The 22,495-nt window shown below is 56.2% G+C and carries 22 protein-coding genes; 5 read left to right on the top strand and 17 right to left on the bottom strand.

Annotated elements, in window-relative coordinates:
• Positions 1 to 398: 398 nt before the first annotated feature.
• The 4 genes from DW349_RS15410 (at position 399) to eutC (ending at position 4,209) form a co-directional block, all read left to right on the top strand.
• Positions 399 to 1,742, top strand: a complete 1,344-nt coding sequence (locus tag DW349_RS15410; RefSeq protein WP_108124074.1) for an ammonium transporter — start codon at positions 399 to 401, stop codon at positions 1,740 to 1,742.
• A 12-nt stretch (positions 1,743 to 1,754) separates the two neighbouring features.
• Positions 1,755 to 1,922 carry a hypothetical protein gene (locus DW349_RS17475; protein ID WP_198650399.1) on the top strand — a complete coding sequence of 56 codons (168 nt, stop codon included), beginning with the start codon at positions 1,755 to 1,757 and terminating at the stop codon, positions 1,920 to 1,922.
• 83 nt (positions 1,923 to 2,005) lie between these two features.
• Positions 2,006 to 3,397, top strand: a complete 1,392-nt coding sequence (locus DW349_RS15405) for an ethanolamine ammonia-lyase subunit EutB (protein ID WP_108124073.1) — start codon at positions 2,006 to 2,008, stop codon at positions 3,395 to 3,397.
• Positions 3,397 to 4,209, top strand: coding sequence for an ethanolamine ammonia-lyase subunit EutC (gene eutC, locus DW349_RS15400; RefSeq protein WP_108124072.1), 813 nt, complete (start codon positions 3,397 to 3,399; stop codon positions 4,207 to 4,209). The genes DW349_RS15405 and eutC overlap by 1 nt, the downstream gene beginning before the upstream one ends.
• A 6-nt stretch (positions 4,210 to 4,215) precedes the next feature.
• Here the strand turns inward: eutC and DW349_RS15395 are convergent, their stop codons facing one another.
• A complete protein-coding gene (locus tag DW349_RS15395) occupies positions 4,216 to 6,252 on the bottom strand; it encodes an oxidoreductase (RefSeq protein WP_108124071.1) in 2,037 nt (678 codons plus the stop codon).
• 130 nt (positions 6,253 to 6,382) lie between these two features.
• Between DW349_RS15395 and DW349_RS15390 the strand changes: the two genes are divergently transcribed.
• Positions 6,383 to 7,075 (top strand): TetR/AcrR family transcriptional regulator, encoded by a 693-nt coding sequence (locus tag DW349_RS15390; protein WP_108124070.1) that lies wholly within the window; start codon positions 6,383 to 6,385, stop codon positions 7,073 to 7,075.
• On the opposite strand, the gene DW349_RS15385 is transcribed toward DW349_RS15390, so the two are convergent.
• The 16 genes from DW349_RS15385 to urtA all read right to left on the bottom strand — a co-directional run bounded on the left by DW349_RS15385 (position 7,076) and on the right by urtA (position 22,420).
• Positions 7,076 to 8,311: a ZmpA/ZmpB/ZmpC family metallo-endopeptidase-related protein gene (locus DW349_RS15385; protein WP_157954222.1), complete on the bottom strand. Its 1,236-nt coding sequence runs from the start codon at positions 8,309 to 8,311 to the stop codon at positions 7,076 to 7,078. It abuts the gene before it with no gap.
• Positions 8,312 to 8,712: 401 nt separating this feature from the next.
• On the bottom strand, positions 8,713 to 10,050 hold the full coding sequence (locus tag DW349_RS15380) for a ZmpA/ZmpB/ZmpC family metallo-endopeptidase-related protein (RefSeq protein ID WP_157954221.1): 1,338 nt from the start codon (positions 10,048 to 10,050) through the stop codon (positions 8,713 to 8,715).
• A 162-nt stretch (positions 10,051 to 10,212) separates the two neighbouring features.
• Entirely contained in the window at positions 10,213 to 10,629 is a 417-nt protein-coding gene (locus tag DW349_RS15375; protein ID WP_108124067.1) for a GFA family protein, read from the bottom strand.
• 74 nt (positions 10,630 to 10,703) lie between these two features.
• Entirely contained in the window at positions 10,704 to 11,282 is a 579-nt protein-coding gene (locus DW349_RS15370) for a HupE/UreJ family protein (protein WP_108124066.1), read from the bottom strand.
• A gap of 13 nt (positions 11,283 to 11,295) precedes the next feature.
• The gene (gene ureG, locus DW349_RS15365; RefSeq protein ID WP_108124065.1) at positions 11,296 to 11,943 is read right to left on the bottom strand and encodes an urease accessory protein UreG; all 648 of its coding nucleotides are present in this window, start codon (positions 11,941 to 11,943) and stop codon (positions 11,296 to 11,298) included.
• A gap of 11 nt (positions 11,944 to 11,954) precedes the next feature.
• Positions 11,955 to 12,632, bottom strand: coding sequence for an urease accessory protein UreF (locus DW349_RS15360; protein ID WP_108124064.1), 678 nt, complete (start codon positions 12,630 to 12,632; stop codon positions 11,955 to 11,957).
• The gene (gene ureE, locus DW349_RS15355; RefSeq protein ID WP_108124063.1) at positions 12,613 to 13,056 is read right to left on the bottom strand and encodes an urease accessory protein UreE; all 444 of its coding nucleotides are present in this window, start codon (positions 13,054 to 13,056) and stop codon (positions 12,613 to 12,615) included. Before ureE ends, DW349_RS15360 begins: the two co-directional genes overlap by 20 nt.
• 160 nt (positions 13,057 to 13,216) lie before the next feature.
• Positions 13,217 to 14,923, bottom strand: a complete 1,707-nt coding sequence (gene ureC, locus DW349_RS15350; protein ID WP_108124062.1) for an urease subunit alpha — start codon at positions 14,921 to 14,923, stop codon at positions 13,217 to 13,219.
• Positions 14,920 to 15,243 (bottom strand): urease subunit beta, encoded by a 324-nt coding sequence (locus DW349_RS15345; protein WP_108124061.1) that lies wholly within the window; start codon positions 15,241 to 15,243, stop codon positions 14,920 to 14,922. The genes ureC and DW349_RS15345 overlap by 4 nt, the downstream gene beginning before the upstream one ends.
• Positions 15,244 to 15,253: 10 nt before the next feature.
• Entirely contained in the window at positions 15,254 to 15,556 is a 303-nt protein-coding gene (gene ureA / locus DW349_RS15340) for an urease subunit gamma (RefSeq protein WP_108124060.1), read from the bottom strand.
• A gap of 26 nt (positions 15,557 to 15,582) precedes the next feature.
• A complete protein-coding gene (locus DW349_RS15335) occupies positions 15,583 to 16,449 on the bottom strand; it encodes an urease accessory protein UreD (RefSeq protein ID WP_108124059.1) in 867 nt (288 codons plus the stop codon).
• A 7-nt stretch (positions 16,450 to 16,456) separates the two neighbouring features.
• Positions 16,457 to 17,152: an urea ABC transporter ATP-binding subunit UrtE gene (urtE, locus tag DW349_RS15330; RefSeq protein ID WP_108124058.1), complete on the bottom strand. Its 696-nt coding sequence runs from the start codon at positions 17,150 to 17,152 to the stop codon at positions 16,457 to 16,459.
• Positions 17,149 to 17,970, bottom strand: a complete 822-nt coding sequence (gene urtD, locus DW349_RS15325; protein ID WP_108124057.1) for an urea ABC transporter ATP-binding protein UrtD — start codon at positions 17,968 to 17,970, stop codon at positions 17,149 to 17,151. Before urtD ends, urtE begins: the two co-directional genes overlap by 4 nt.
• On the bottom strand, positions 17,967 to 19,103 hold the full coding sequence (gene urtC, locus DW349_RS15320) for an urea ABC transporter permease subunit UrtC (protein ID WP_108124056.1): 1,137 nt from the start codon (positions 19,101 to 19,103) through the stop codon (positions 17,967 to 17,969). The genes urtD and urtC overlap by 4 nt, the downstream gene beginning before the upstream one ends.
• Positions 19,100 to 20,710, bottom strand: a complete 1,611-nt coding sequence (gene urtB / locus DW349_RS15315; protein WP_232819263.1) for an urea ABC transporter permease subunit UrtB — start codon at positions 20,708 to 20,710, stop codon at positions 19,100 to 19,102. The genes urtC and urtB overlap by 4 nt, the downstream gene beginning before the upstream one ends.
• 423 nt (positions 20,711 to 21,133) lie before the next feature.
• Positions 21,134 to 22,420 carry an urea ABC transporter substrate-binding protein gene (urtA, locus tag DW349_RS15310; protein WP_108124054.1) on the bottom strand — a complete coding sequence of 429 codons (1,287 nt, stop codon included), beginning with the start codon at positions 22,418 to 22,420 and terminating at the stop codon, positions 21,134 to 21,136.
• Positions 22,421 to 22,495 lie beyond the last annotated feature (75 nt).

Genomic DNA, 22,495 nt, shown 5'->3' with positions numbered 1-22,495 from the left:
TGACTGCAAGGCATAATGGGCTCGAACAGTGACCGGCATCGTTCAGTGTTCAACGGCCAATGAGAATAGCCAACGGCCGGTTAAGCGTCCAGATTGTTGAACCGTTTCACAAAGCAGCACTCAGCGCGCATCGACGTATGATCGCCACCCCAACTGGGCTGCTGTCACCTGGCGTTGTGTGCGTCTTTACAACTCGTCTTACGCTGCTGTGCACCCGAAACGGGCCACGGCCTTTCGATCGGGGTTCACCTTAGTGCCTGCGGGCCGGCCATTTTCCGGTTTCCTGTCAATAACTCATTGCTTTGTAACCCTTTTTTGCTGCAGGGCGCGGTTATTGCTTTGTCCGCCGGGTCGGTTGTAAGCAAGGCGTTGGTCTCACCTAAAAAAAGGAAACCGGTATGACGGCAACGGCTCTATCCCCTGAAGAATTACAGGCGATGATCGAGATGTCCGGCACCATCAATATGGAAGTGTTTTATTGGTGGTGTACGGGTTTGATGGTCATCATTCACGCGGGATTTCTCGCTTATGAAATGGGCGCATCGCGACTGAAAAATGCTTTGGCATCGGGGGTGAAAAACATCCTCGCGTTCGCGTTTATTATTCCCACCTTTTTCTTTTTCGGCTGGTGGATTTATCTCGCCATGTATGGCGGTTTTACGCCCGATTTCGAAGCCGGTGCCGGGGGCATTCCCTGGTCGTCGGTGATGGGGCCAAACCTGATCGACAACGGCACCGGCATTTTCTGGGGCGCCTTCGTGTTGTTCGCCGCCACCACCGCCTCAATTTTTTCTGGCGCGGTGATTGAACGCATTCGCATGAGTGCCTTCATCATCCTGGCGATTGTGCTCGGTTCTGGCGTGTGGATTCTGGGCGCTGCCTGGGGTTGGCACCCGGACGGCTGGTTAACCACCCAATGGGGCTTCCACGATTTCGGCGCCGCAGGCTGCGTGCACATGGTCGCGGGCTTCTTTGCGCTGGGTGTGATCATCAACCTCGGTCCGCGCATCGGCCGCTTCCTGCCCGATGGCACGGTGGTGCCGATCAAAGGCCACAGTGCACCGATGAGCATCATCGGCCTGATGTTGATCATCGTCGGTTTCTTCGGCTTCCTCGGTGGCTGCATCATCTACAACACCGGCGCGCAATGGACGACGATCTTCGGCAACCCGACCACCTTGTCGTCGGTCAGCTTCAATACGCTGATGGCGTTTTCCGGTGGCATCATCGGTTCGTACGTCATTACGCGTCAGCCGTTCTGGATGATGTCAGGCGCGCTGGCCGGTATTTTCTCGGCCGCTCCGGGTCTGGATGTTTACTACCCGCCGCTGGCATTTTTGCTCGGCATTATTGGCGGTGTCGTGACACCGATGGCCGATAAATTCATCACCAAACGCTTCAAGCTCGACGATGCAGTCGGTGCGTTTTCCGTGCACGGCATCGGCGGTTTAATCGGCATCGTCAGCATGGGCATTTTCTCCGGTTACCCGAATGTGAACGGCCCGGATGTCAGCTTCTTCGGTCAGTTAGCCAGTGCCGGTGTGATGGCCGCGCTCGGCTTTATTCCGGGCTTTGTGCTGTCGTATGTCATGGCGAAATTCGGCGTGCTGCGCGTACCGCCGAAAGCCGAAATTGCCGGCCTTGATCTGGTTGAAGTGCCGTTGGAAGCCTATCCGGAAGCCGTACCGGCAGCGGGCCAACCTAAAAGTGAACCCGGCATGGCCGGTTCTGTAACTGCATAAGGAGACTGAAATATGGCAAGCCCGATTACCAGTTGGGACGGCGCAGAAGCCGTCTTCACCTTCGCCGATAAACCGGCGGTGGTGTTTGGCATCTTTGTGCTGTCGGTTATCGTGACCGTGGCGGTGATTGTTTCCACCGTCCGTCACGAAAAACACAGCTACATTGATTACCAGGAATAAGGTTATTTAAGCTCTACTCGCCGGAGTTCCGACTCCGGCGTTTTTCGTTTTTAAAAAGGCAAGACTGTTTAGAAGGCAATGGCATGGCGTCTTACTCATTCGACTGTTACGGCACCCGCTGGCACTTTGACGATTTAAAAACCCTGCTCGCCAAAGCCACACCACTGCGCTCGGGTGATCAGCTGGCCGGCATCGCGGCCGAGTCGGCCGAGCAACGCGTGGCCGCACAAATGGCATTGGCGGAATTGCCATTAACCACTTTTTTAAACGACGCCGTTATTCCTTATGAATCCGACGAAGTCACCCGCCTGATTCTCGACTCCCATAATCGCGACGCCATGGCACCCGTGTCGTCGCTAACCGTTGGCGATTTTCGCAACTGGTTATTATCCGATGCGGCCAACGCCGGTAGCTTGCAAAAACTCGCGCCGGGTTTGACCCCGGAAATGGTCGCCGCTGTCAGCAAAATCATGCGCGTTCAGGATTTAATTCTGGTGGCGCAGAAATGCGAAGTCGTCACCGCCTTTCGCAACACCGTCGGCTTGCCCGGCCGCTTATCCACTCGCTTGCAACCGAATCACCCAACCGACGACCCGGCCGGTATTGCCGCCAGCGTGCTGGACGGTTTGCTGTACGGCAACGGCGATGCGGTAATCGGTATCAACCCCGCCACCGACAGCCCGCAAGCGGTTATGACGTTGATGAAAATGCTCGACGACGTGATTCAGCATTACGACATTCCCGCTCAGTCGTGCGTGCTCACCCACGTCAGCACACACATTCAGGCGATGCAAAAAGGCGCGCCGGTTGACTTGGTGTTCCAGTCGATTGCCGGCACCGAAAAAGCCAACCAAAGTTTCGGTATTGATTTAGCATTGTTGGCTGAAGCGCACCAGGCGGCGCTCGAATTAAAACGCGGCACCGTCGGCAACAACGTCATGTATTTTGAAACCGGCCAGGGCAGTGCGCTCTCGGCCAACGCGCACCACAACGTCGATCAACAAACCTGTGAAGTGCGTGCCTACGCCGTGGCACGCGCCTTCGATCCGTTGCTGGTCAACACCGTCGTCGGTTTTATCGGCCCGGAATATTTGTTCAACGGCAAACAGATTATTCGCGCCGGTCTGGAAGATCATTTCTGCGGTAAATTGCTCGGCGTACCGATGGGCTGTGACATCTGCTACACCAATCATGCGGATGCCGATCAGGACGACATGGACATGCTGCTGACGCAACTCGCCGTCGCCGGTGTGAATTTCATCATGGGCATTCCCGGCAGCGACGACATCATGCTCAATTACCAGACCACCAGTTTTCACGACGCGCTCTATGTGCGCGAAGTGCTCGGCAAAAAGCCGGCGCCGGAATTCGATGACTGGTTAAAACGCATGGGCATTTTTTCCGACAGCGGTCGGCTGGCCGTAGGCGACCAATTGCCACCGGCGTTTCAGAAAACCTTGGGGAGCAAATTCTGATGTCGGACAGCCCAAAAACCGTGCAGGAAAATCGCTGGCAACGGTTGCGCGAATACACCGACGCACGCATTGGTTTGGGCCGCAGCGGCGTCAGTTTACCAACGCGACATCATCTGGATTTCCAACTCGCCCACGCCGCCGCACGCGATGCAGTTAAACGACCCATCGATTGGTCGGGCGTCGATGCCCTGGCCGAACAAAACAGCCTGCCGATGCTGGCACTGCACAGCCAGGCGCTGGATCGAAACCACTATTTGCAACGCCCGGATCTGGGCCGAAAACTGGATCAGGAATCAGCGGCCGCCTTGATGCGCTGGCGCGAAAACAACGCCGCGCCGAAAGTGGTGATCGTTATCGCCGATGGCCTGTCGAGCACCGCCATCGAAAACCAGGCACCGAAAATGGTGCAGCAATTATTACCGGACTTAGCCAGGCTCGGGCTGGCGTGTGAGTTATTGTGCCGCGTCGATCAGGGCCGGGTTGCCATTGGCGATGACATCGCAGAACACATTGGGGCCGATCACATTGTCTTGCTGGTCGGCGAACGGCCGGGGCTGAGTTCACCCGACAGCCTCGGCATCTATTACACCTACCACGCACAACTTGGCAGTTCCGATGCCGACCGCAATTGCCTGTCGAACATCCGCCCGGCGGGCCTGTCGTTTGCCGAAGCCAGCCGGCGTTTGTGCTGGCTGGTGCGCGAAGCAACCGCGCTCGGTTATTCCGGCGTAAAACTGAAAGACGACAGCAGCAGCGATATTCTCGATGCGCCCACGCACCAGAATTTTCTGGTGCCTCCGTCCAATGAGTAACCGGCGTTATAAATCTTTCATCAACCGCAGTGCGTCATAAATCGCGGCGTGCGTATTGCGCGACGACACCGCATCGCCGATGCGGAACAGTTGGAAAGTGCCTGCGTCGTTGCGAATTTCTTCCTGAACCTCACCGGCAATTAACGCATCGTAATTTACCGCGCCGCCGTTTGATGAATGCGGTTTCAAGTCGAAATATAAATCGGCCAATGGCCGGTTACCGTAATTCACCACAACCTGATCGACGTGGCGTTGTTGTGATAACGACAGATAATCGCTGCCCACAGTGGCGACAAGTTCCGCGCCCTTTTTCTCAACGGACGTGAGTCGATACGTCGGGGTAAAACGCACATTATCGCGTTGCAGGGCGCGCATGTATGGCACCAGATTCATCGCCATGATTTCCGGCGACACACTGCGATCCGGTGTCATAATTTCCAATTCGGCGCCGGCCGCGGCGATGATTTCGGCCGCTTGCAAGGCCGGGTGATCGCCCGCTTCATCGAACAACAAAACCCGCGCACCGGGTTTAACGTGGCCGGATAAAATATCCCAGCTCGATACGGTTAATTCGTGTCCGATGGCCGGCTGATCGTCAATCGGATAACCGCCGGTGGCGACAATAACGACGTCCGGATTTTCGTTCAGTACATCATCCGCCTCAGCCCAACAGTTGTAACGAAACTCGACGCCAAGCCGTTCGCATTCGGCGACGCGCCAATCAATGATGGCGATCATTTCGCGGCGGCGTTCGCTTTGCGCGCTTAAGCGAACCTGGCCGCCGGCGTCGCTCATCGCTTCCATGACTACGACGTTGTGGCCGCGCTCGGCGGCGACACGCGCTGCTTCCAATCCGCCCGGCCCAGCACCAATCACAACGACCTTGCGTTGGATTTCGGCCAGTTCGATGTCGTGCGGCATGGTCGTTTCGCGGCCGGTGGCGGCGTTGTGCAAACAGTAAGCGGCGCCGCCCTGATAGATGCGATCCAGGCAATAATTCGCGCCAACACAAGGGCGAATCCGGTCTTCCTGGCCGGCCAATAATTTGCGCACAATATGCGGGTCGGCCATGTGCGCTCGGGTCATGCCAATCACATCGACTTTGCCGGTTTCGATGGCGTAACGTGCGGTACCGATGTCCTGAATTTTGGCACCATGGAAGGTCGGGAAATCGGTCTGCTTACGAATTTCGCCAGCGAATTCCAAATGCGGCGCGCTGCGCATGCCTTGCACCGGGATCACGTCAGTCAAACCCGGGTCGGTATCAATATGGCCGCGCACCACGTTCAGAAAATCGACCAGGCCGCTGTCTTTTAATCGATGTGAAATACTCAGCCCGTCGTCGGCACTCAAACCACCGTCGAGCATTTCGTCGCCGGTGTAACGCACACCGATTAAAAATTCGTCGCCCACGCGTTCACGGATGGCGGCCAACACTTCAAAGGTAAAACGCAAGCGGTTGTCGAGGCTGCCGCCGTAAGGTGCCTCCAAGGTGTTGGTGAGTGGCGACCAGAACTGATCCATCAAATGCCCGTACGCCTGCAATTCCAGACCATCGAGACCGGCCGCCTGCATGCGTTCGGCGGCGTCGGCGTAGTCGCGGATCAGCCGTTCGATGTCCCAGTCTTCGACTTGTTTAGCGAAAGCGCGATGCGCCATTTCGCGTTGGTTCGAAGCGGAAATCGTGGGCAGCCAGTCGGCTTTGTCCCAGCGTGTGCGCCGGCCCAGGTGCGTTAGCTGAATCATCACTGCCGTGCCGTACTGGTGGCACTCGTCAGCCAGATCGCGCAGCCAGGGTACGACTTCATCCTGGTAGGCCAGAATGTTGTTGAACACCGGCGGGCTGTCTTTGGCGACCGAGGCGGAACCGGCCGTCATGGTCAGGCCGATGCCGGCTTTGGCGCGCTCGACGTGGTAAGCGCGGTAGGCGGCTTTGGGCATGCCATCGACCGGATAGGCCGGCTCGTGAGCGGTCAGCATCAAGCGGTTTTTCAGCGTCAGATGCTTCAGCTGATAGGGCTGCAACAACGGATCGAGCGCCATAACGAGCCTCGGTTTTCGGTGGGCGAAGGTTCAAGCTAATGGCGACTGTACACAGGTGTCAAGATATAAGACACTGGTGAACATTATCCGGCTGGCCGATGATGGCAGGCCTACTGAAACAGGGCTGCGCATGAGCCAGACAATAAAACCCACCAATGTGCCGACAGAAAAAGGCCGCGCCGAAGATTGGCTGAACCTGGCCTACGAAACCTTGATTCGTTCAGGTGTTGAGGCGGTAAAAATCCAACCGCTGGCAAAAGCGCTCAACACCTCCCGCACCAGTTTTTACTGGTTCTTCAAAGATCGCGATGCGCTGCTCGATCAGTTAATCGAGCGCTGGAAAAACACCAACACCCAAGGCCTGATTGCGCAGACCGAACGCTATGCCGACAGCGTGGTTGAAGCCATGTTGAACGTCTTCGATTGCTGGTTGGATGCGCGCTTGTTCGACGCCGATTTTGAATACGCGGTGCGGCATTGGGCGTTGCACTCAAAAGCGGTCGCGAAAGTGGTAGACGGGGCCGACCAGCGTCGCTTGGCGGCGTTACGCGCCATGCTCAAACGCTACGATTTCCCCGATAGCGAAGTCGACGTTCGCGCGCGTACGATTTATCTGACGCAGATTGGTTATATCTCGATGCGCACGCAGGAAAATTTAAGCGAACGGTTAAGCCGCATGGCGGAATATGTGCGGGTGTTTACCGGCCAGGTGTGCAGCGAAAACGATCTGGCGCGCTTTGTTGCGCGCCATCACGATGATCCGAAAGCCTGGCTTGAACGGCACAGCGCATTAAAAGCCGAGGCTTGGTTGGCGGATCGTTAATTAAGAGTCATACAAAAAGTCAGTCAGATCGAGATCAAACATCCGCAGCATGGCAGGTGCCGGGTGGTCGTAGGACTGGTCCAGATACCAAAGACTGTTGCTGTCTGGATCGGTAGAAATATCCCAGGATGCGTCTTGATAATTTGAAAGATCGCCGAGTGCAATCAGTCGAAGTGTGGTGGCGCCAGTGACATCGCTGGGCACTAAGCTGGCGTTTTGATAATTCACTAAACTGTGACTGACGACCGGTGGCTCAGCGTTACTCCCACCCGCCAGGAAACCGATGAAGTTCGGGTCGCCGTCGTTGTCTAACAGTTTCAAACGAAATGCGTAGCTTTTAACAACCGTCAGTGTCCCGTCGGATTCCAGGCCAACCATTCCGCCAATCATTTCATTCGCAATAATGCTGGTTCCGAGAATGCAGCTATCGGTTACCTCAGTGTCTTGCAATCTTTCGCCAAAGTAGGCGCCGGCTGATTGGTCTTTTGCAGTGACACTGCCACCCACCACACAGCTTTGAGCGATCCGGGTTGTGCCCTCTGCAACCCCGGCAAAACTACCCACATCGGATTTACCCGTTACCTGAAAATCTTCCAGCGCCAGGTGCTTAATTGACGCATCTTCCAACACCGCAAAAAGGCCAATATAGCTGAAGGTGGGCCGGTTGATTCTAATGCTGCGAATCACGTGCCCCAGGCCATCCAACTTTCCGGTGAATGGATCGACATCGCCAAAGGTAGAGATTGGATAAAACCCGGCGTCGCTGTTCCAGTTGCTGGTAGCGGATGCATCAATATCGCTGCCCAGCGCATAGTTGCCAGACATATTTCCACTGATGCCTTGCAGGTCGGCACCGGTTGTCGAACCCGGTTGCCCCAATGAAGTAATCACTGTGAAGTCTTCGCCATTAACACGAAAGTTTTGACCGGCCGACAGATTAACCGGCTTACGCAATTGATAGTCGTGTCCGGGGTTGTCGATAATCAGTTTTCCCTGGCTGGCGCTAATGCCACCGAACAATTGAATGTCGTTATCCGTTTGCAACGTCAGTGAGCGATTGCTGCTCCAGCGAACCGGGCTCAAGAGCGTCAGCACGTCTGAGTCCGACGTTTTCACAATCACATTGCCCTGCGCCAGATGTGCTTCAACGACCCGGGCTTCCGCTGTGTTGATAGTGGCGCCACTGTCGAGTGTGCAAATACCGCCGCTGCAAAACAGCGTATCGACGGTGGGCAATGGCGTGGCGCTGGAGCCACCGCCGCCGCTTTCGGAATTACAGCCAGCAATACTGAAGAACGCCGTGGTGAACAGTGCACCTTTCCAGGCAGCCAGACCTCGCATAATGGACTCCAAAACAGCAAGAAATCATTGAGCAGTGTCTGGCATGGGGAACATCGGTGGAATACCGCAGGATGCGGTATAAAAGCGATAATCTTTAATACATTCAGCAGTTCTGAAACCGCTGGCAGGTTTGTGGCATCGATAGAGAAATCGAAAGCGAATGCCATTGCCTTGGATTGAAAGTAGAGCTGAGGTGACGGGTATTTTCATGGTTGATCGGGTGCACTGAGGGAACACCCGATCCGGGCCTTCAGATATCAAACCACCTAGCATCCGGCAGCTCGATAGTGTGGTTTTTATGCATCGTAGTTGTATTCATTCATGTTGATATCAAACACTCTTAACATTGGCAGTAGATAGGGATTGAGTGGCACATTCAGAAACCAAAGGCTGTGTTGATCCGGGTCGTCTGAAATGTCCCAATTAGCATTTTCGTAAGGCGCAAGCTGGCTCAGTTGGGAAGAGACCAGTTGAGTGCTACCACTGGGTGAACCGCCAGGTATCGTACCGGACTGAAGGTAGTAGAGACTCTCAGAAATCGTTGGCTGAACTGCAAATGCGCCGATATAAATACCGGTGTTATTCGAATTGCTGCCGTTCCCTGAAAAGTAACCGGCGAAGTAACTTTGCCTTATTATGGTTGCGCCAGCGTTTTGGTTGCCAATAAAACCGCCTGCATAGTCTTCCCTCGAGACGCGAATTCTTACCACACAGCTATCGGTAATCGTCAGCGATGCGCTTTGTTCGCCAACCAGCCCCCCGGCTGCATTGTTAAGTGCTTCGATCGTGCCACCCACAACACAACTGCCACTGATTTGGCTTTGCCCTGTAACGCTACCGGCTACAGCCCCAACGAAGTCCTTGCCAGTAATGGTTGTATCACGGAGGGCGACATCTCTGATGGTACTGCCATTCAACACGGAAAAGAGCCCGACATTGGTGCTGGTGGTTCTCTCAATTTGGAAATTTCTGATGATGTGACCAAGGCCGGTAAAGTCGCCCTTAAACGCGCCCTGCACACTGTCTTCCAAAGCAATGGGTGAAAAACCTTCGCCGCCGTTCCAGCTACTGGTGGCGGCCGCATCAATATCGGCGCCCAGCGCATAATTGGCTGTCAGGTTGCCATTCATGCCTTGCAGATCGGTTGCAGTTGTTGAACCCGGTGCGCCCAGTTCGGTAATGACAGTGTAGCTTTCACCATTCACACGAAGGTTTGGACCGGCCGATAAGTTCACCGGTTTGCGCAAATCATATTGATGCCCCGGATTGTCGATAATCAATTGACCGGCGGATGCTGTAATACCACCCTGGATATGGATGTCGTTGTTAGCTTGTAAGGTCAATGAGTGGCTGCTGTTCCATTCAATGGCATGCGTCAGCATTAACTCACTGTCATTAGCCGCTTTTAAAATAACATTGCCACTGATCAACTCGTCTTGGACGGTGGTTGCGTATTCCTCATTCAGTGCAACACCTCTGGCGAGAGAACAGATACCGCCGGCGCAAAAGAAAGGCTCGGTTTGGACAGATGGGCCGGCGTTACCGCCGCCGGAGCCGCCGTTTTCTGAGTTGCAGCCCGTCAGCCCGAGTGCTGAAAGCGCTACAAAGAACCCTAAATTGATCAGGCCGCGCATGGTCATCCTCCCCTGGGAAAAGTTTTAAACAGGAGGACTCAGTCTCAGCAAGTTATGGGTGTTAATGAATACCGCAGGCTGCGGTATATCGGTGATAAAAAACAAAAAAAGCCGTTCACCGATGGACAATGAACGGCCTGAATAGCTATTAAAAGATGACGCTTAACTTTGCCGCTGATGCGTCGGCACACCGTCAGGAATTTCAAACCAATCCTGTTTCTCGACAACCCAGACGTGGCTGCTCGGTTGAATAACACGAGTGTCTTCGAGCGTGCTGGGTTTGAGTTTAATGTGATCCGGGTCGGCCGGGTTGAAATGGTAAATACGGTTGCCGCAATTGGGGCAGAAGGCCGCGCCGTTTACGTTGCCGCTGTCGGCCAGGCGTTCCCAGAATTTCAGTTCGCCTTCAATGACCAGCGATTCGGTTTTCACCAAAGCGGTAATACTGAATGCGCTGGTCGATAATTTCTGACACTGGCGGCAGTGACAGGCGATAACTTTCAACGGCGGTTCGGTTAACTGGTAAGTAATGCTGCCGCACTGGCACGCGCCTTTGAGTGGGTATTGAATGTCGTTCATGCTGACCTCTGGGAAACCGGCGACCGTCGCCGACCGGCTTAACTTCCCAGCTTTTGGTCCACAAGGCAATCCACTCAGCTAAACGCCAGCCCCAGGCCGGCAACCGCAATGGCGCCGCCCAACCAACGCTCCAGCGAGCGACCCGCCAGTTCCTGGCTGAGTTTCCCGCTCGCTAAACCCGTCAGATGCAACACGGCCGTTGCCAGCGCAAAACCCAGTGCGTAACCGAAGGCGGAGCCGGAATTCGGCATTTCCAAACCGTGGGCCGCGCCGTGAAAGATGGCAAAGAGCGCGCACAGGCTGGCGGCTATCAGGCTGTTTAACCGGCCGCTGATCGCCAAGGCGAGACCGATCACAACCGATGACGCCAAGATCATCGCTTCCATCATCGGCACGGCCACACCCAGCATGCCGAGCGCGCCGCCCAGCAACATGGCGCCAACGAAGGCGACCGGCAGTTGCCATAAGGCTTTGCCGCCCAGGTGCGCGGCCCAGCAACCCACGGCGACCATTGCCAATAAATGATCCAAGCCACCTAACGGATGGCCGACGCCAGCGGCGAAACCACCGTGCGCACCTTCGCCGGTGTGGGCCAGCGCCAGGCTGGGTAACGTCAACAAAAATGCAGCCAGAATTCGGTTCAAGGTTTTCATCAGCAGTCTCCGGTTAAACAACGGCTTGGGCCGGTGGCAGAGTTTTTATTTCGAGCATGCCTTCGCGCACGATGATGTCGATAACGGCATCCAGGCCCTCGGCTTTTTTCAAATTGCAGAATACAAACGGTTTGTCGCCGCGCATTTTTTTGGCGTCTCGATCCATCACCGATAAATCAGCACCGACCAGCGGTGCCAGGTCGGTTTTGTTGATGATCAACAAATCGGATTTGGTGATGCCCGGCCCGCCTTTGCGCGGAATTTTGTCGCCGGCAGAAACGTCGATGACATAGATGGTGAAATCGGATAATTCCGGGCTGAAGGTGGCACTTAAATTGTCGCCACCGCTTTCGACAAAAACGACATCGAGCGTACCGTGGCGCGCCACCAATTCATCGATGGCCGCCAGGTTCATCGACGCATCTTCACGAATGGCGGTGTGTGGGCAGCCGCCTGTTTCGACGCCCAAGATCCGGTCGGCCGAGAGCGCTTGGTGGCGCGTTAAAAAGTCGGCGTCTTCGCGGGTGTAGATGTCGTTGGTGACCACAGCAATGTCGTAGTGGTCACGCAGCGCAGAACACAGTGAACGCAGCAGGGCGGTTTTGCCGGAGCCGACCGGGCCGCCGACGCCGATGCGTAAGGTTTGTTTGGGTTGACTCATGGTTGCTCTCCTTAAGATCGAAACAAGCGACTGTATTGATGTTCGTGTTGCGCGCTGGCGATGGCGAGCGCGGGTAAGCCGGCGCCAATGGCGTCGTCAGCAATGGCCTCGGCTGTTGCTAACGCCTCGGGTAACTGTTGCTGCAATTCGCCCAATAATTTTTGCGCGTCGGTCTGGCCGAGCGGCACCAATTTGGTCGCGGCCGCGACTTGGTTTTCCAGCCAGGCCCAGCCGTAACCGAAGACAGCGGCGCGGGCATTGATGCTCCAATGTGAGGCGGCGCATGCAAAGGCAATGACGAAGCTGAGTTCGGTCGCTGGCGCAAACGGCAGCGGTAAATCCAAGTGCCGCAACAACCGTGCTAACGCCGCGCCCATGGCGGTGTCGGTGAGCCGTAATTCTTTGGTTTCGCGACAGGCCAGGGCTAAGTCGTTCCAACTGTTTAAGCGTTCCAATTCGCCGTTTTCGCTGGCGCTTAACGCGCGCAATAACAGCGGTAAATCGAGCCGCGCTAACGACTGCCGCAGTTGCGTGCCGAGAAAATCGGCGGTTTCCTGGCGGTCGTTTATCCAGCCGTTTTCGATGGCGGTTTCCAGCCCTTGCGAAAACGAAAAACCGCCGACCGGCAAACTCAAACTCGCCAGTTGCAGCAGGCGCAGCAAGCTGCCATCAGTGGTGGTGATGACCATGGCTGTACGCTCCGGATTCGGGATTGAACACCGCCGTTTCGGATTCAACGCTCAGGCCCAATCCTTTGAGCATGTCTTCCAGTACGTGGTCGGGCTGAATGCGCAGCCAGAGTTCGCCGACCTGTACCTTGGTGTGTCGGTTGCCCAGGTGATAGCAAGCGCGCGAAAAACTCAGCCAGTTGCTGGCGCGTGCCAGTGTTACCGCTTCGAGTGCGCCCTTCACTTGCAGGTGTCGGCCGCATTCGCTTTTCAGCACTTCGCCGACGGCGAGCGGTCGGCCGCGTTCCAGAAACAGCCGCACTTCTTCACCGTTGTCGGTGACGGCTTTTAAGCGACCTTTTTCGCGCTGTTCGTAAGTCAGGGTGACGCCAGCGTCAGCATCGACAGGTGTCTGGGTGCCGAGGCGTTCGTGGATGTTCAGCATGTTTTTTCCTGTGGTGGTAATGGGCCGCTCCGCAACGAGTTGCAATTTTTGCGACACGTTGTGAACCCTTCCCTGGGAACTCGCCGGCAGCATCCCTGCTGCCGACGGTCGCAAAAATTGCAACTCGTTGCAGAGCTCCCTGGGTGCCAAATAGCGTTTGTTAAAACAAACAATACCGCTGCGCCAATGGCAGCTCCGTTGCCGGATCGCAGGTCAGTAATTTGCCGTCGGCGCGCACTTCGTAAGTCTGCGGATCGACGCTGACATCCGGTTGCCAGTCGTTTAATTTCATATCGCTTTTACTTAGGTTGCGGGTGTTTTTGCAGGCGACTAATCGACGCGTCAATCCCAGTTGTTCGGCAACGCCCGCATCCAGTGCGGCCTGGCTGGTGAAGGTGACGGAGATTTGCGCTGCGGCCCGACCAAAGGCACCAAACATAGGCCGGTAGTGCACCGGCTGCGGTGTTGGGATCGATGCATTCGGGTCGCCCATCGGCGCGGCGGCGATCATGCCGCCCTTTAAAATCATCGCCGGTTTGATGCCGAAGAACGCCGGTTTCCATAACACCAAGTCGGCGAGTTTTCCCGGTTCGATGGAGCCAACTTCTTCGCTGATGCCGTGGGTAATGGCCGGGTTGATGGTGTACTTGGCGATGTAACGACGGGCGCGGAAATTATCGCAACCCAGTTCCAGATCTTCGGCCAATAACCCGCGTTGTTTTTTCATCTTGTCGGCGGTTTGCCAGGTGCGGGTGACGACTTCGCCGACGCGCCCCATGGCCTGTGAATCCGACGCGATCATGCTGAACGCGCCGAGGTCGTGAAACAGATCTTCAGCGGCAATGGTTTCTTTGCGGATGCGCGAATCGGCGAAGGCAACGTCTTCGGGAATGCGCGCATCCAAATGGTGGCAGACCATCAACATATCGAGGTGTTCGTCGATGGTGTTCACCGTGTACGGCCGTGTCGGGTTGGTGGACGACGGCAAGACGTTCGAACGTGCGCAGGCTTTAATGATATCCGGTGCGTGGCCGCCGCCAGCGCCTTCGGTGTGGTAGGTGTGAATCACGCGGTCTTTGAACGCGCCCAAAGTGTCGTCGACAAAACCGGATTCGTTCAGCGTGTCGGTGTGAATGGCAACCTGGACGTCGTATTTTTCTGCGACGCTCAAACAAGTGTCGATGGCTTGCGGTGTGGTGCCCCAGTCTTCGTGCAGTTTTAAACCGCAGGCACCGGCGAGAATTTGTTCTTCCAACGCTTGCGGTTGGCTGCCGTTGCCTTTGCCGAGAAAGCCGAGATTCATCGGCAAGGTATCGGTGGCCTGCAACATTTTGCCAAGGTACCAAGGCCCTGGTGTGCACGTCGTGGCGTTGGTGCCGGTGGCCGGGCCGGTGCCGCCGCCGAGCATGGTGGTGATGCCCGACATCAGCGCCTCTTCAATTTGCTGCGGGCAGATTAAATGAATGTGCGCGTCGATGCCGCCCGCGGTAAGAATTTTGCCTTCGCCGGCAATCACTTCGGTGCCGGCGCCGATCACAATATCGACGTTATCCATGATGTCCGGATTGCCGGCTTTGCCGATGGTTTCGATGCGGCCGCTTCTAATGCCGACGTCGGCTTTAACGATGCCCCAGTAATCCAGAATCAACGCATTGGTGATTACTAGGTCGACGGCCACATCGTTGCTTTCCTGGCTTTGGCCCATGCCATCGCGAATGACTTTGCCGCCGCCGAATTTCACTTCGTCGCCGTAAGTGGTGTGGTCGGCTTCGACTTGAATCCACAAATCGGTGTCGCCCAAACGCACTTTGTCGCCGACGGTTGGGCCGAACATTTGCGCGTAACTGTTGCGATCAATTGAGCTCATTGTTTAGCCTCCTTCGGCAACGCGCCCATCACATCACCACGAAAACCCTGGACAATGCGTTTGCCGACAAAGGGCACCAAAGTGACGGTGCGCGATTGGCCGGGTTCAAACCGCACCGCTGTTCCGGCGGCGATATCGAGATGAAAACCGAGCGCGGCTGTGCGGTCGAATTGCAGCGCCGGGTTGGTCTCAGCGAAGTGATAATGCGAGCCGACCTGCACCGGCCGGTCGCCGCTGTTTTCGACGCTGAGCGTGATCCGTTGACGGCCCGCGTTCAGTTCAATGTCGCCGCTGGCGACCTGGATTTCTCCGGGAATCATGGCGCGCTCCTCAGGCAATGGGGTGGTGAACGGTGACCAGTTTGGTGCCGTCCGGGAAGGTGGCTTCAACCTGCACTTCGTCGATCATGTCGGCGATGCCATCCATCACCTGATCGGCGCTTAACAGTTGTTTGCCGTCGCTCATTAATTCGGCCACGGTTTTGCCATCGCGCGCGCCTTCGGCAATCGCCAGGCTGATGTAGGCGACGGCTTCGGGGTAATTCAATTTCAGGCCGCGCGCTAACCGACGTTCCGCCAACAGGCCGGCGGTAAACACCAGCAATTTGTCTTTTTCTCGGGGCAGCAATTCCATAACGGTTCCTCGAAAGATTCAGGCAATCAGGTTTTCCAAACACGCGGCGGGCAGGCCGCCACGTTGATCAGTGCCGGGCGCAACAAAGCCCAGCAACGAATGAATAATTCGCGCAGCGGTTCCGCACGATTTGCCAGCGCTCGCAGCACAATAAAATCACCCACTTGCGATACACCGGCGAGTAATCCGCTTTGGCATTCGGCGTGCAGTTGTTCAATCAAGGCCGCATCTTCGTGCGCAAAAGGTCCGGCGATTAAAACGCCATTCACCGCGTTTTGGCGTAAACCCGCTGCGCCTTTTATATCGGTGCGGTTGTGCGCGTGCAGTAAAAATTGTTCGCGCAAGACCAGGCGATTGTTGCGACGAATTTGCAGCCGCTGTTGCACGGCGCCGTCTTCCAAATCGCGACCGCTGGCCGGCCAACCCAGGCTGGTTATTTCCCAGCCGATAAAGTGCGCGGCCTCGGCCAAATCGACTTCGGTGTCTAAGCGTGCATGCGCATTCGGGTAGAGGATGTTTTCCTGCGGCAGCCATTCCAGCATGCCACCAGCGGCGACGGTTAACTGGTTGCGTTGGTGCTGCAACGCACCGTCGCTGCGTGCGCGATAGGCGCGGCCAGCGCCGGGTGTGGTCAGCAAGGCGTGTGCTTTTTCGCCGACCTCGACGTGGATGCGTAAATCATCGCCCGACACCAAACCGCCCGGCGGATGCAGCAAATAAGCGTGCGCGCAATCGGGCCCTTCCGGGTAGAACGCCTTCTGCACGTAGAGCGGCCCCTGGTGGCGGCAACGCATTAAACGCGTGCCGCGTGGCCCGGTTTCAAACCCCAGGCTGAGCGACGCATCCCAACGGCTGGTTATGGCTTCGGCTGGAATCTCGACTCGGCTGTTCATGCTCGGCTTACACCGCCAGATGCTGACGAATTAATTCGTCGGTTAAATTCGCCATCTGGTCGCTGGCGACGATGCGGCCTTTTTCCATTAAGCGGAATTCCTGGCCGACGCGGCGCGCGAAACCGAGTTTCTGTTCCACCAGCACCACCGTTAAACCGTCTTCTTTTTGCAGCAACTGAATTACATCGCCAATTTGCGCGACGATGTTGGGCTGAATGCCTTCGTTGGGTTCGTCGAGAATCAACACTTTCGGGTCGAGCACCAACGCCCGGCCAATCGCCAGTTGCTGTTGCTGGCCGCCGGATAAATCGCCACCGCGCCGGTGCATCATGTCGCCGAGCACTGGAAATAAATCGAAGATTTTCTGCGGAATTTTCTTGGCTTTATCGGGCCGGGCTTTTAAGCCGATGCGCAGGTTTTCTTCGACCGTGAGCAGCGGAAAAATATCGCGCCCTTGCGGTACATACCCGATGCCGGTACGCGCCCGGCTTTCGGCTGACTTGGTGTGAATGCTCTGGCCGTCGAACAGAATTTCGCCGCTCTTGATCGGCAGCAAACCCATCAGGCATTTCAGCAGCGTGGTTTTGCCAACACCGTTGCGCCCCATGATGCAGGTGCAGGCACCGGGTTTAATATCGAGGTTCAAATCCCACAGAATTTGTGTGCCGCCGTAGAGTTGGTTGAGGCCGTGAATGTCGATCATGCTTCTTCCCCCAGGTACACCTCGATGACATCCGGGTGGTTTTGAATCTGGTCCATGGTGCCTTCGGCGAGTACCGAGCCTTGATGCAACACCGTGACGGTGCGAGCGATGGAACGCACAAAAGCCATGTCGTGTTCGACCACGATGACGGTGCGTTCACCGGCGAGCGAGGTGAGCAATTCAGCGGTGCGGTCGGTTTCTTCGGCGGTCATGCCGGCTACGGGTTCGTCGATCAATAACAGGCGCGGTTCGGCGACCAATAGCATGCCAATTTCCAACCACTGCTTTTGCCCGTGCGACAAACTGCCGGCCAGTTTGAAACGCTCGGTGGTGAGGCCGATGGTGGCGAGCACTGAATCGATGCGGTCGATGTCTGACGGCGTGAGTTTGGCGATCAGCGTTGGCCACAATGCCTTGTTGCTTTTCATCGCCAGTTCCAGATTGTCGAACACCGTCTGTGCTTCAAAGACGGTGGGTTTCTGGAATTTCCGGCCGATGCCGAGTTGCGCGACTTCGGCCTCGGAGTGCGCCAGTAAATCGATGGTCTGGCCGAAGAAAGCGCGGCCGGAATCGCAGGCGGTTTTGCCGGTAATCACATCCATCAGCGTGGTTTTACCGGCACCGTTCGCGCCGATTAAGCAGCGTAATTCGCCGTCGTTCACGTAGAGGTTTAAGTCGTTCAGCGCTTTGAAACCGTCGAAACTGACGGTGAGCCCTTCGACGTACAAAATGACCTGATGCGACACATCCACCGGCCGTTGTGCCGGGGTTAAAAACGGCCAGACGTGCTCGCGGTCGAGCAAAGACTGAACAGTCATACGGCAGACTCCTCGGAGGGTTTGGCGGGTTTGAAACGAGCGCGCACCTGGCCGACCAGACCGACCAGTCCTTTGGGCAGGAACAGCGTGACCAACACAAACAGACCGCCGAGAATAAACAGCCAGCCGTCCGGCAAAATGGCGGTGAAGCGCGTCTTGGCGTAGTTCACCAACAAGGCACCGACCACAGCGCCGTACAAAGTGCCGCGCCCACCAACGGCAACCCAAACGACGAGTTCGATGGATTTCAGCGGCGCAAATTCACCGGGGTTGATGATGCCGACTTGCGGCACATAGAGCGCCCCGGCAATGCCCGCGACCACGGCGGAATAAACAAACAAGCCGACCTTGTATCGTTCGGTGCGGTAGCCCAAAAAGCGCACCCGGTTTTCGCCATCGCGAATCGCCTCGATCACTTTGCCGAAACGCGATTTCAAAATGAGATGGCTGATCACGTACACCAAACCGAGCATAAAAGCCGTGAGTGCGAACAGGGCGACGCGGGTGGTGTCGGACTGTAAGTCGAAGCCGAGCAAATCTTTAAAATCGGTTAAGCCATTGTTGCCGCCAAAGCCCATTTCGTTGCGGAAGAAGGCGAGCATTAAGGCGTAGGTGAGTGCCTGGGTGATGATCGATAAATACACGCCGGTGACGCGCGAATGAAACGCCAGCCAGCCGAACACGAAGGCGAGCAAACCGGGCACAAACACCACCATCAGTATGGCGAACCAGAACTGGTCCATACCCAGCCAGAACCAGGGCAGTGCATCCCAATTCAGGAACACCATAAAGTCGGGCAGGACGGGGTTGCCGTAAACGCCGCGGTCGCCAATCTGGCGCATCAGATACATGCCCATGGCGTAGCCGCCGAGCGCAAAGAAAGCGCCGTGTCCCAAACTGAGAATGCCGCAGTAACCCCAAATCACATCGACTGCCAACGCCAGCAAGGCGTAACTCAAATACTTGCCGAGCAAGGTGATGGTGTAGGTCGATACATGCAGCGCTGAACCTTCCGGCACCAGCAAATTACCCAGCGAGGCCAGCAAGGTGACGGCGAATAAAATCGCCACGAACGGCAGCGTTTTATTGCCCGGCATACGACCGAGTGACAGCAGTTGCGTGAAACGATTCATTCAGCGGCCCTCCCGCGTTGAGGGAACAAGCCTTTGGGTTTTTTCTGAATGAACAGAATGATGAACACCAACACCAGCGTGGTTGCCAACACCGTGCCGGTGATCGGTTCCAGAAATTTATTGGCGACACCGAGCGTAAAAGCGGCCACCAAGGTGCCGTACAAATTCCCGACGCCGCCGAACACGACGACCATAAACGAATCGATGATGTACGACTGGCCGAGGTTGGGGCCAACGTTGGTTAATTGGCTGAGCGCCACACCGCCGATGCCGGCAATGCCCGAACCCAAACCAAAGGTCAGCGCATCCACCCAGTCGGTTTTAATGCCCATGGCTTTTGCCATGGCGCGGTTTTGCGAGACGGCGCGCACCTGCAAACCGAGTGAGGTTTTTTTCATGATTAACACCAGCACCGCGAACACGATTAACGCGAAAATCAGGATGTATAACCGGTTGTAAGTGAGCGATAACGCCGGGTTAATTTGCCAGGAACCGCTCAGCCAGTCGGGTGCGATAACGCGACGGTTCAGTGGCGAGAACACCGTGCGTACCAGTTGTTGCAGAACCAGACTGATGCCGAACGTAGCGAGCAAGGTTTCCAGCGGTCGGCCGTGCAGAAAACGAATGACGCAACGTTCGATCAACACGCCCACGCTGCCGGCGACTAAAAACGCCATCGGTATCGCTACCCAGATGGATTGGTTAATGGCATTGGGCATCAGCTGTTGCACGACGAAGGTGGTGTAAGCGCCGAGCATTAACATTTCGCCGTGCGCCATGTTGATCACGCCCATTACGCCAAAGGTGATTGCCAGGCCAAAAGCGGCGAGCAACAACACCGAACCCAGACTCAAACCGAAGAACAACTGGTTCACGTAGCTGTAGAAAGTGAATTTCTGTTCGATGCGTTTCAGTGAATCGGTGGCGGCGATGCGCACGGCTTCGGGTGCGGTGGCATCGTCGGCCAAACGTGCCAGCGCATTGCGCACGGCGTTTTGCAAACTGCCGCTCAGGGCGTGAATGGCTTGCACGCGTTCGCCAACGCGGTCGCTGCTTTGGGCGGTGTATAAATTCAGCGCCGTATCGAGTGCTTTTTGCACGTTGGCGTTTTGTTCGTTGGCGCGCAGCGCATCGAGTTGGGCGACGGTGTTGGCGTTTAATTGGCTGAGTAATTCGTTCACCGCGGCGATGCGAATGTCCGGGTCGGCGGCGGTGAGTTTCAGCCGGGCCAGGGCGTCGTTCAGGTAACGGCGCAGGCGGTTGTTTACGCGCACTTTGGCGACGTCGTCTTCGCTTAAAGACGCAACAACGTCACCGCTTAAAATGCCGGTGAACGGTGCGGTGCCGGAATTGGGGTCGGCTGCGACCAGGGTTTGGTCGGCCTCGATGTAATAGAGGTTGCCGTTGAACAAGGCATCGAATAACGGCAGCAAGCGCGGGTCGCCTTCGGCTTCCAACGCTTCCAGTAGCGCCTGGGTTTCGGCCAGGCTGGCTTCGGTGAGTTCACCGAGCCGTTGTTCGAATAAAGACTCAGCAAAGGCGGCGTGGGTGAACAGCAACCCGCAGGTTGCCAGCAGGCCAGTTGCCAACCGTAACAGACGTTTCACGGCGAAACCTCCAGGGTGTTCGGGCATTAAAAAGCGGGCGACTGGTGTCGCCCGTAAACGAGAGAGTCGGGCTTTAGAAGCTTGATGTTTGGGGTGGCGGTTGGTGGGGAGTTGGGTGCTTTTGGGGAGATCCCGGATATTGCTGACGCAATTCCGTTGGACCGGCACACCGGGATGACAGGGTTGATATCGAAAGTCACTTGTCATCCCGGAAAGGTCGCAGACCTTATCCGGGATCTCCCCTGGGCAACGGCACTCACCGTTAACCTAAAACCAACCTCAATAGCTCTGCCCAAACAGGTCTTGTCTTCGTCCGGGATGACAATTCAGGCACCAGTCCTAGTTTGTCATCCCGGAAAGGTCACAGACCTTATCCGGGATCTCCCCTGGGCAACGGCACTCACCGTTAACCTAAAACCAACCTCAATAATTCTGCCCCGAACAGGTTTTGGTTTCGGTGTTGTAGTTGCCGCAGCTGATCGGCGCGGTCCAGTCGGCGAGCAGCATTTTTGATTCCGGCAGGAAGTCGGACCAGGCATCGCCCGGTACTACGCCATCGGTCTCCCATACCACTTCGAACTGGCCGTCGTCCTGAATTTCGCCAATCAATACCGGCTTGCTCAGGTGATGGTTTTTGTTCATCACGGCTACGCCGCCGGTCAGGTTTTCAACTTCCTGGCCGATCATGGCGTCTTCTACTGCATCGACGTCGGTGGTGCCGGCTTGTTCAACCGCTTGCGCCCACATTTTGAAACCGATGTAAGTGGCTTCCATTGGGTCGTTAGTGACGCGCTCGTCGTTGCCGGTGAATTCGTGCCAGGCGGCGATGAATTCATCGTTAGCGTCGCTTTCTACGCTCTGGAAGTAGTTCCAGGCGGCCAGGTGGCCGACCAGCGGTGTGGTGTCGATGCCGGAGAGTTCTTCTTCACCGACCGAGAAAGCGACGACCGGAATTTCGAACGAGGAAATGTTCTGGTTGCCCAGTTCGCGGTAGAACGGCACGTTGGCGTCGCCGTTGATGGTGGAAACCACCGCTGTCGGTTTGCCGGCACTGCCGAAGGCTTTGATGTCGGAAACGATCGACTGCCAATCGGAATGACCGAACGGCGTGTAGTTGATCATGATGTCGGCTTCAGCGACGCCTTTGTCTTTCAAATAGGCTTCGAGAATTTTGTTGGTGGTGCGCGGATACACGTAGTCGGTTCCGGCCAGTACCCAACGCTCAATGCCCAGGTCGTTCATCAAGTAATCGACCGCCGGGATGGCTTGCTGGTTCGGTGCCGCGCCGGTGTAGAAAATGTTTTCGGACGATTCTTCGCCTTCGTACTGAACCGGATAGAACATCAGGCCGTTCAGTTCTTCGATGACGGGCAATACCGATTTGCGCGACACGGATGTCCAGCAACCGAAGATCACATCGACGTCTTCTTCGGTCAGCAATTCGCGTGCTTTTTCGGCGAACAACGGCCAGTCGGATGCCGGGTCTACCACCACCGCTTCGAGCGGACGGCCGAGCAAACCACCGGCGGCGTTTTGCTGTTCCACCATCATCAAAACGGTGTCTTTTAAGGTGCTTTCACTGATCGCCATGGTGCCAGACAGCGAATGCAAAACGCCGACTTTAATCGGTTCCACTTCGGCCAGTGCGTGGCTGCCAAGTGTGGCACCCAAACCCAGCGCGATGCCGGGCAACAGTTGCTTGGATTTCATCGTTAGATTCCCCTTGCTCTTTTTTAATCGGAAGAAAGTTTTCGAAACGGACGGTCAACTTGGATTCGCAATGCG

The sequence above is a fragment of the Saccharospirillum mangrovi genome (genome assembly GCF_003367315.1).
Taxonomy (GTDB): domain Bacteria; phylum Pseudomonadota; class Gammaproteobacteria; order Pseudomonadales; family Natronospirillaceae; genus Saccharospirillum; species Saccharospirillum mangrovi.
This window is presented reverse-complemented; position numbering and strand designations above follow the sequence as displayed.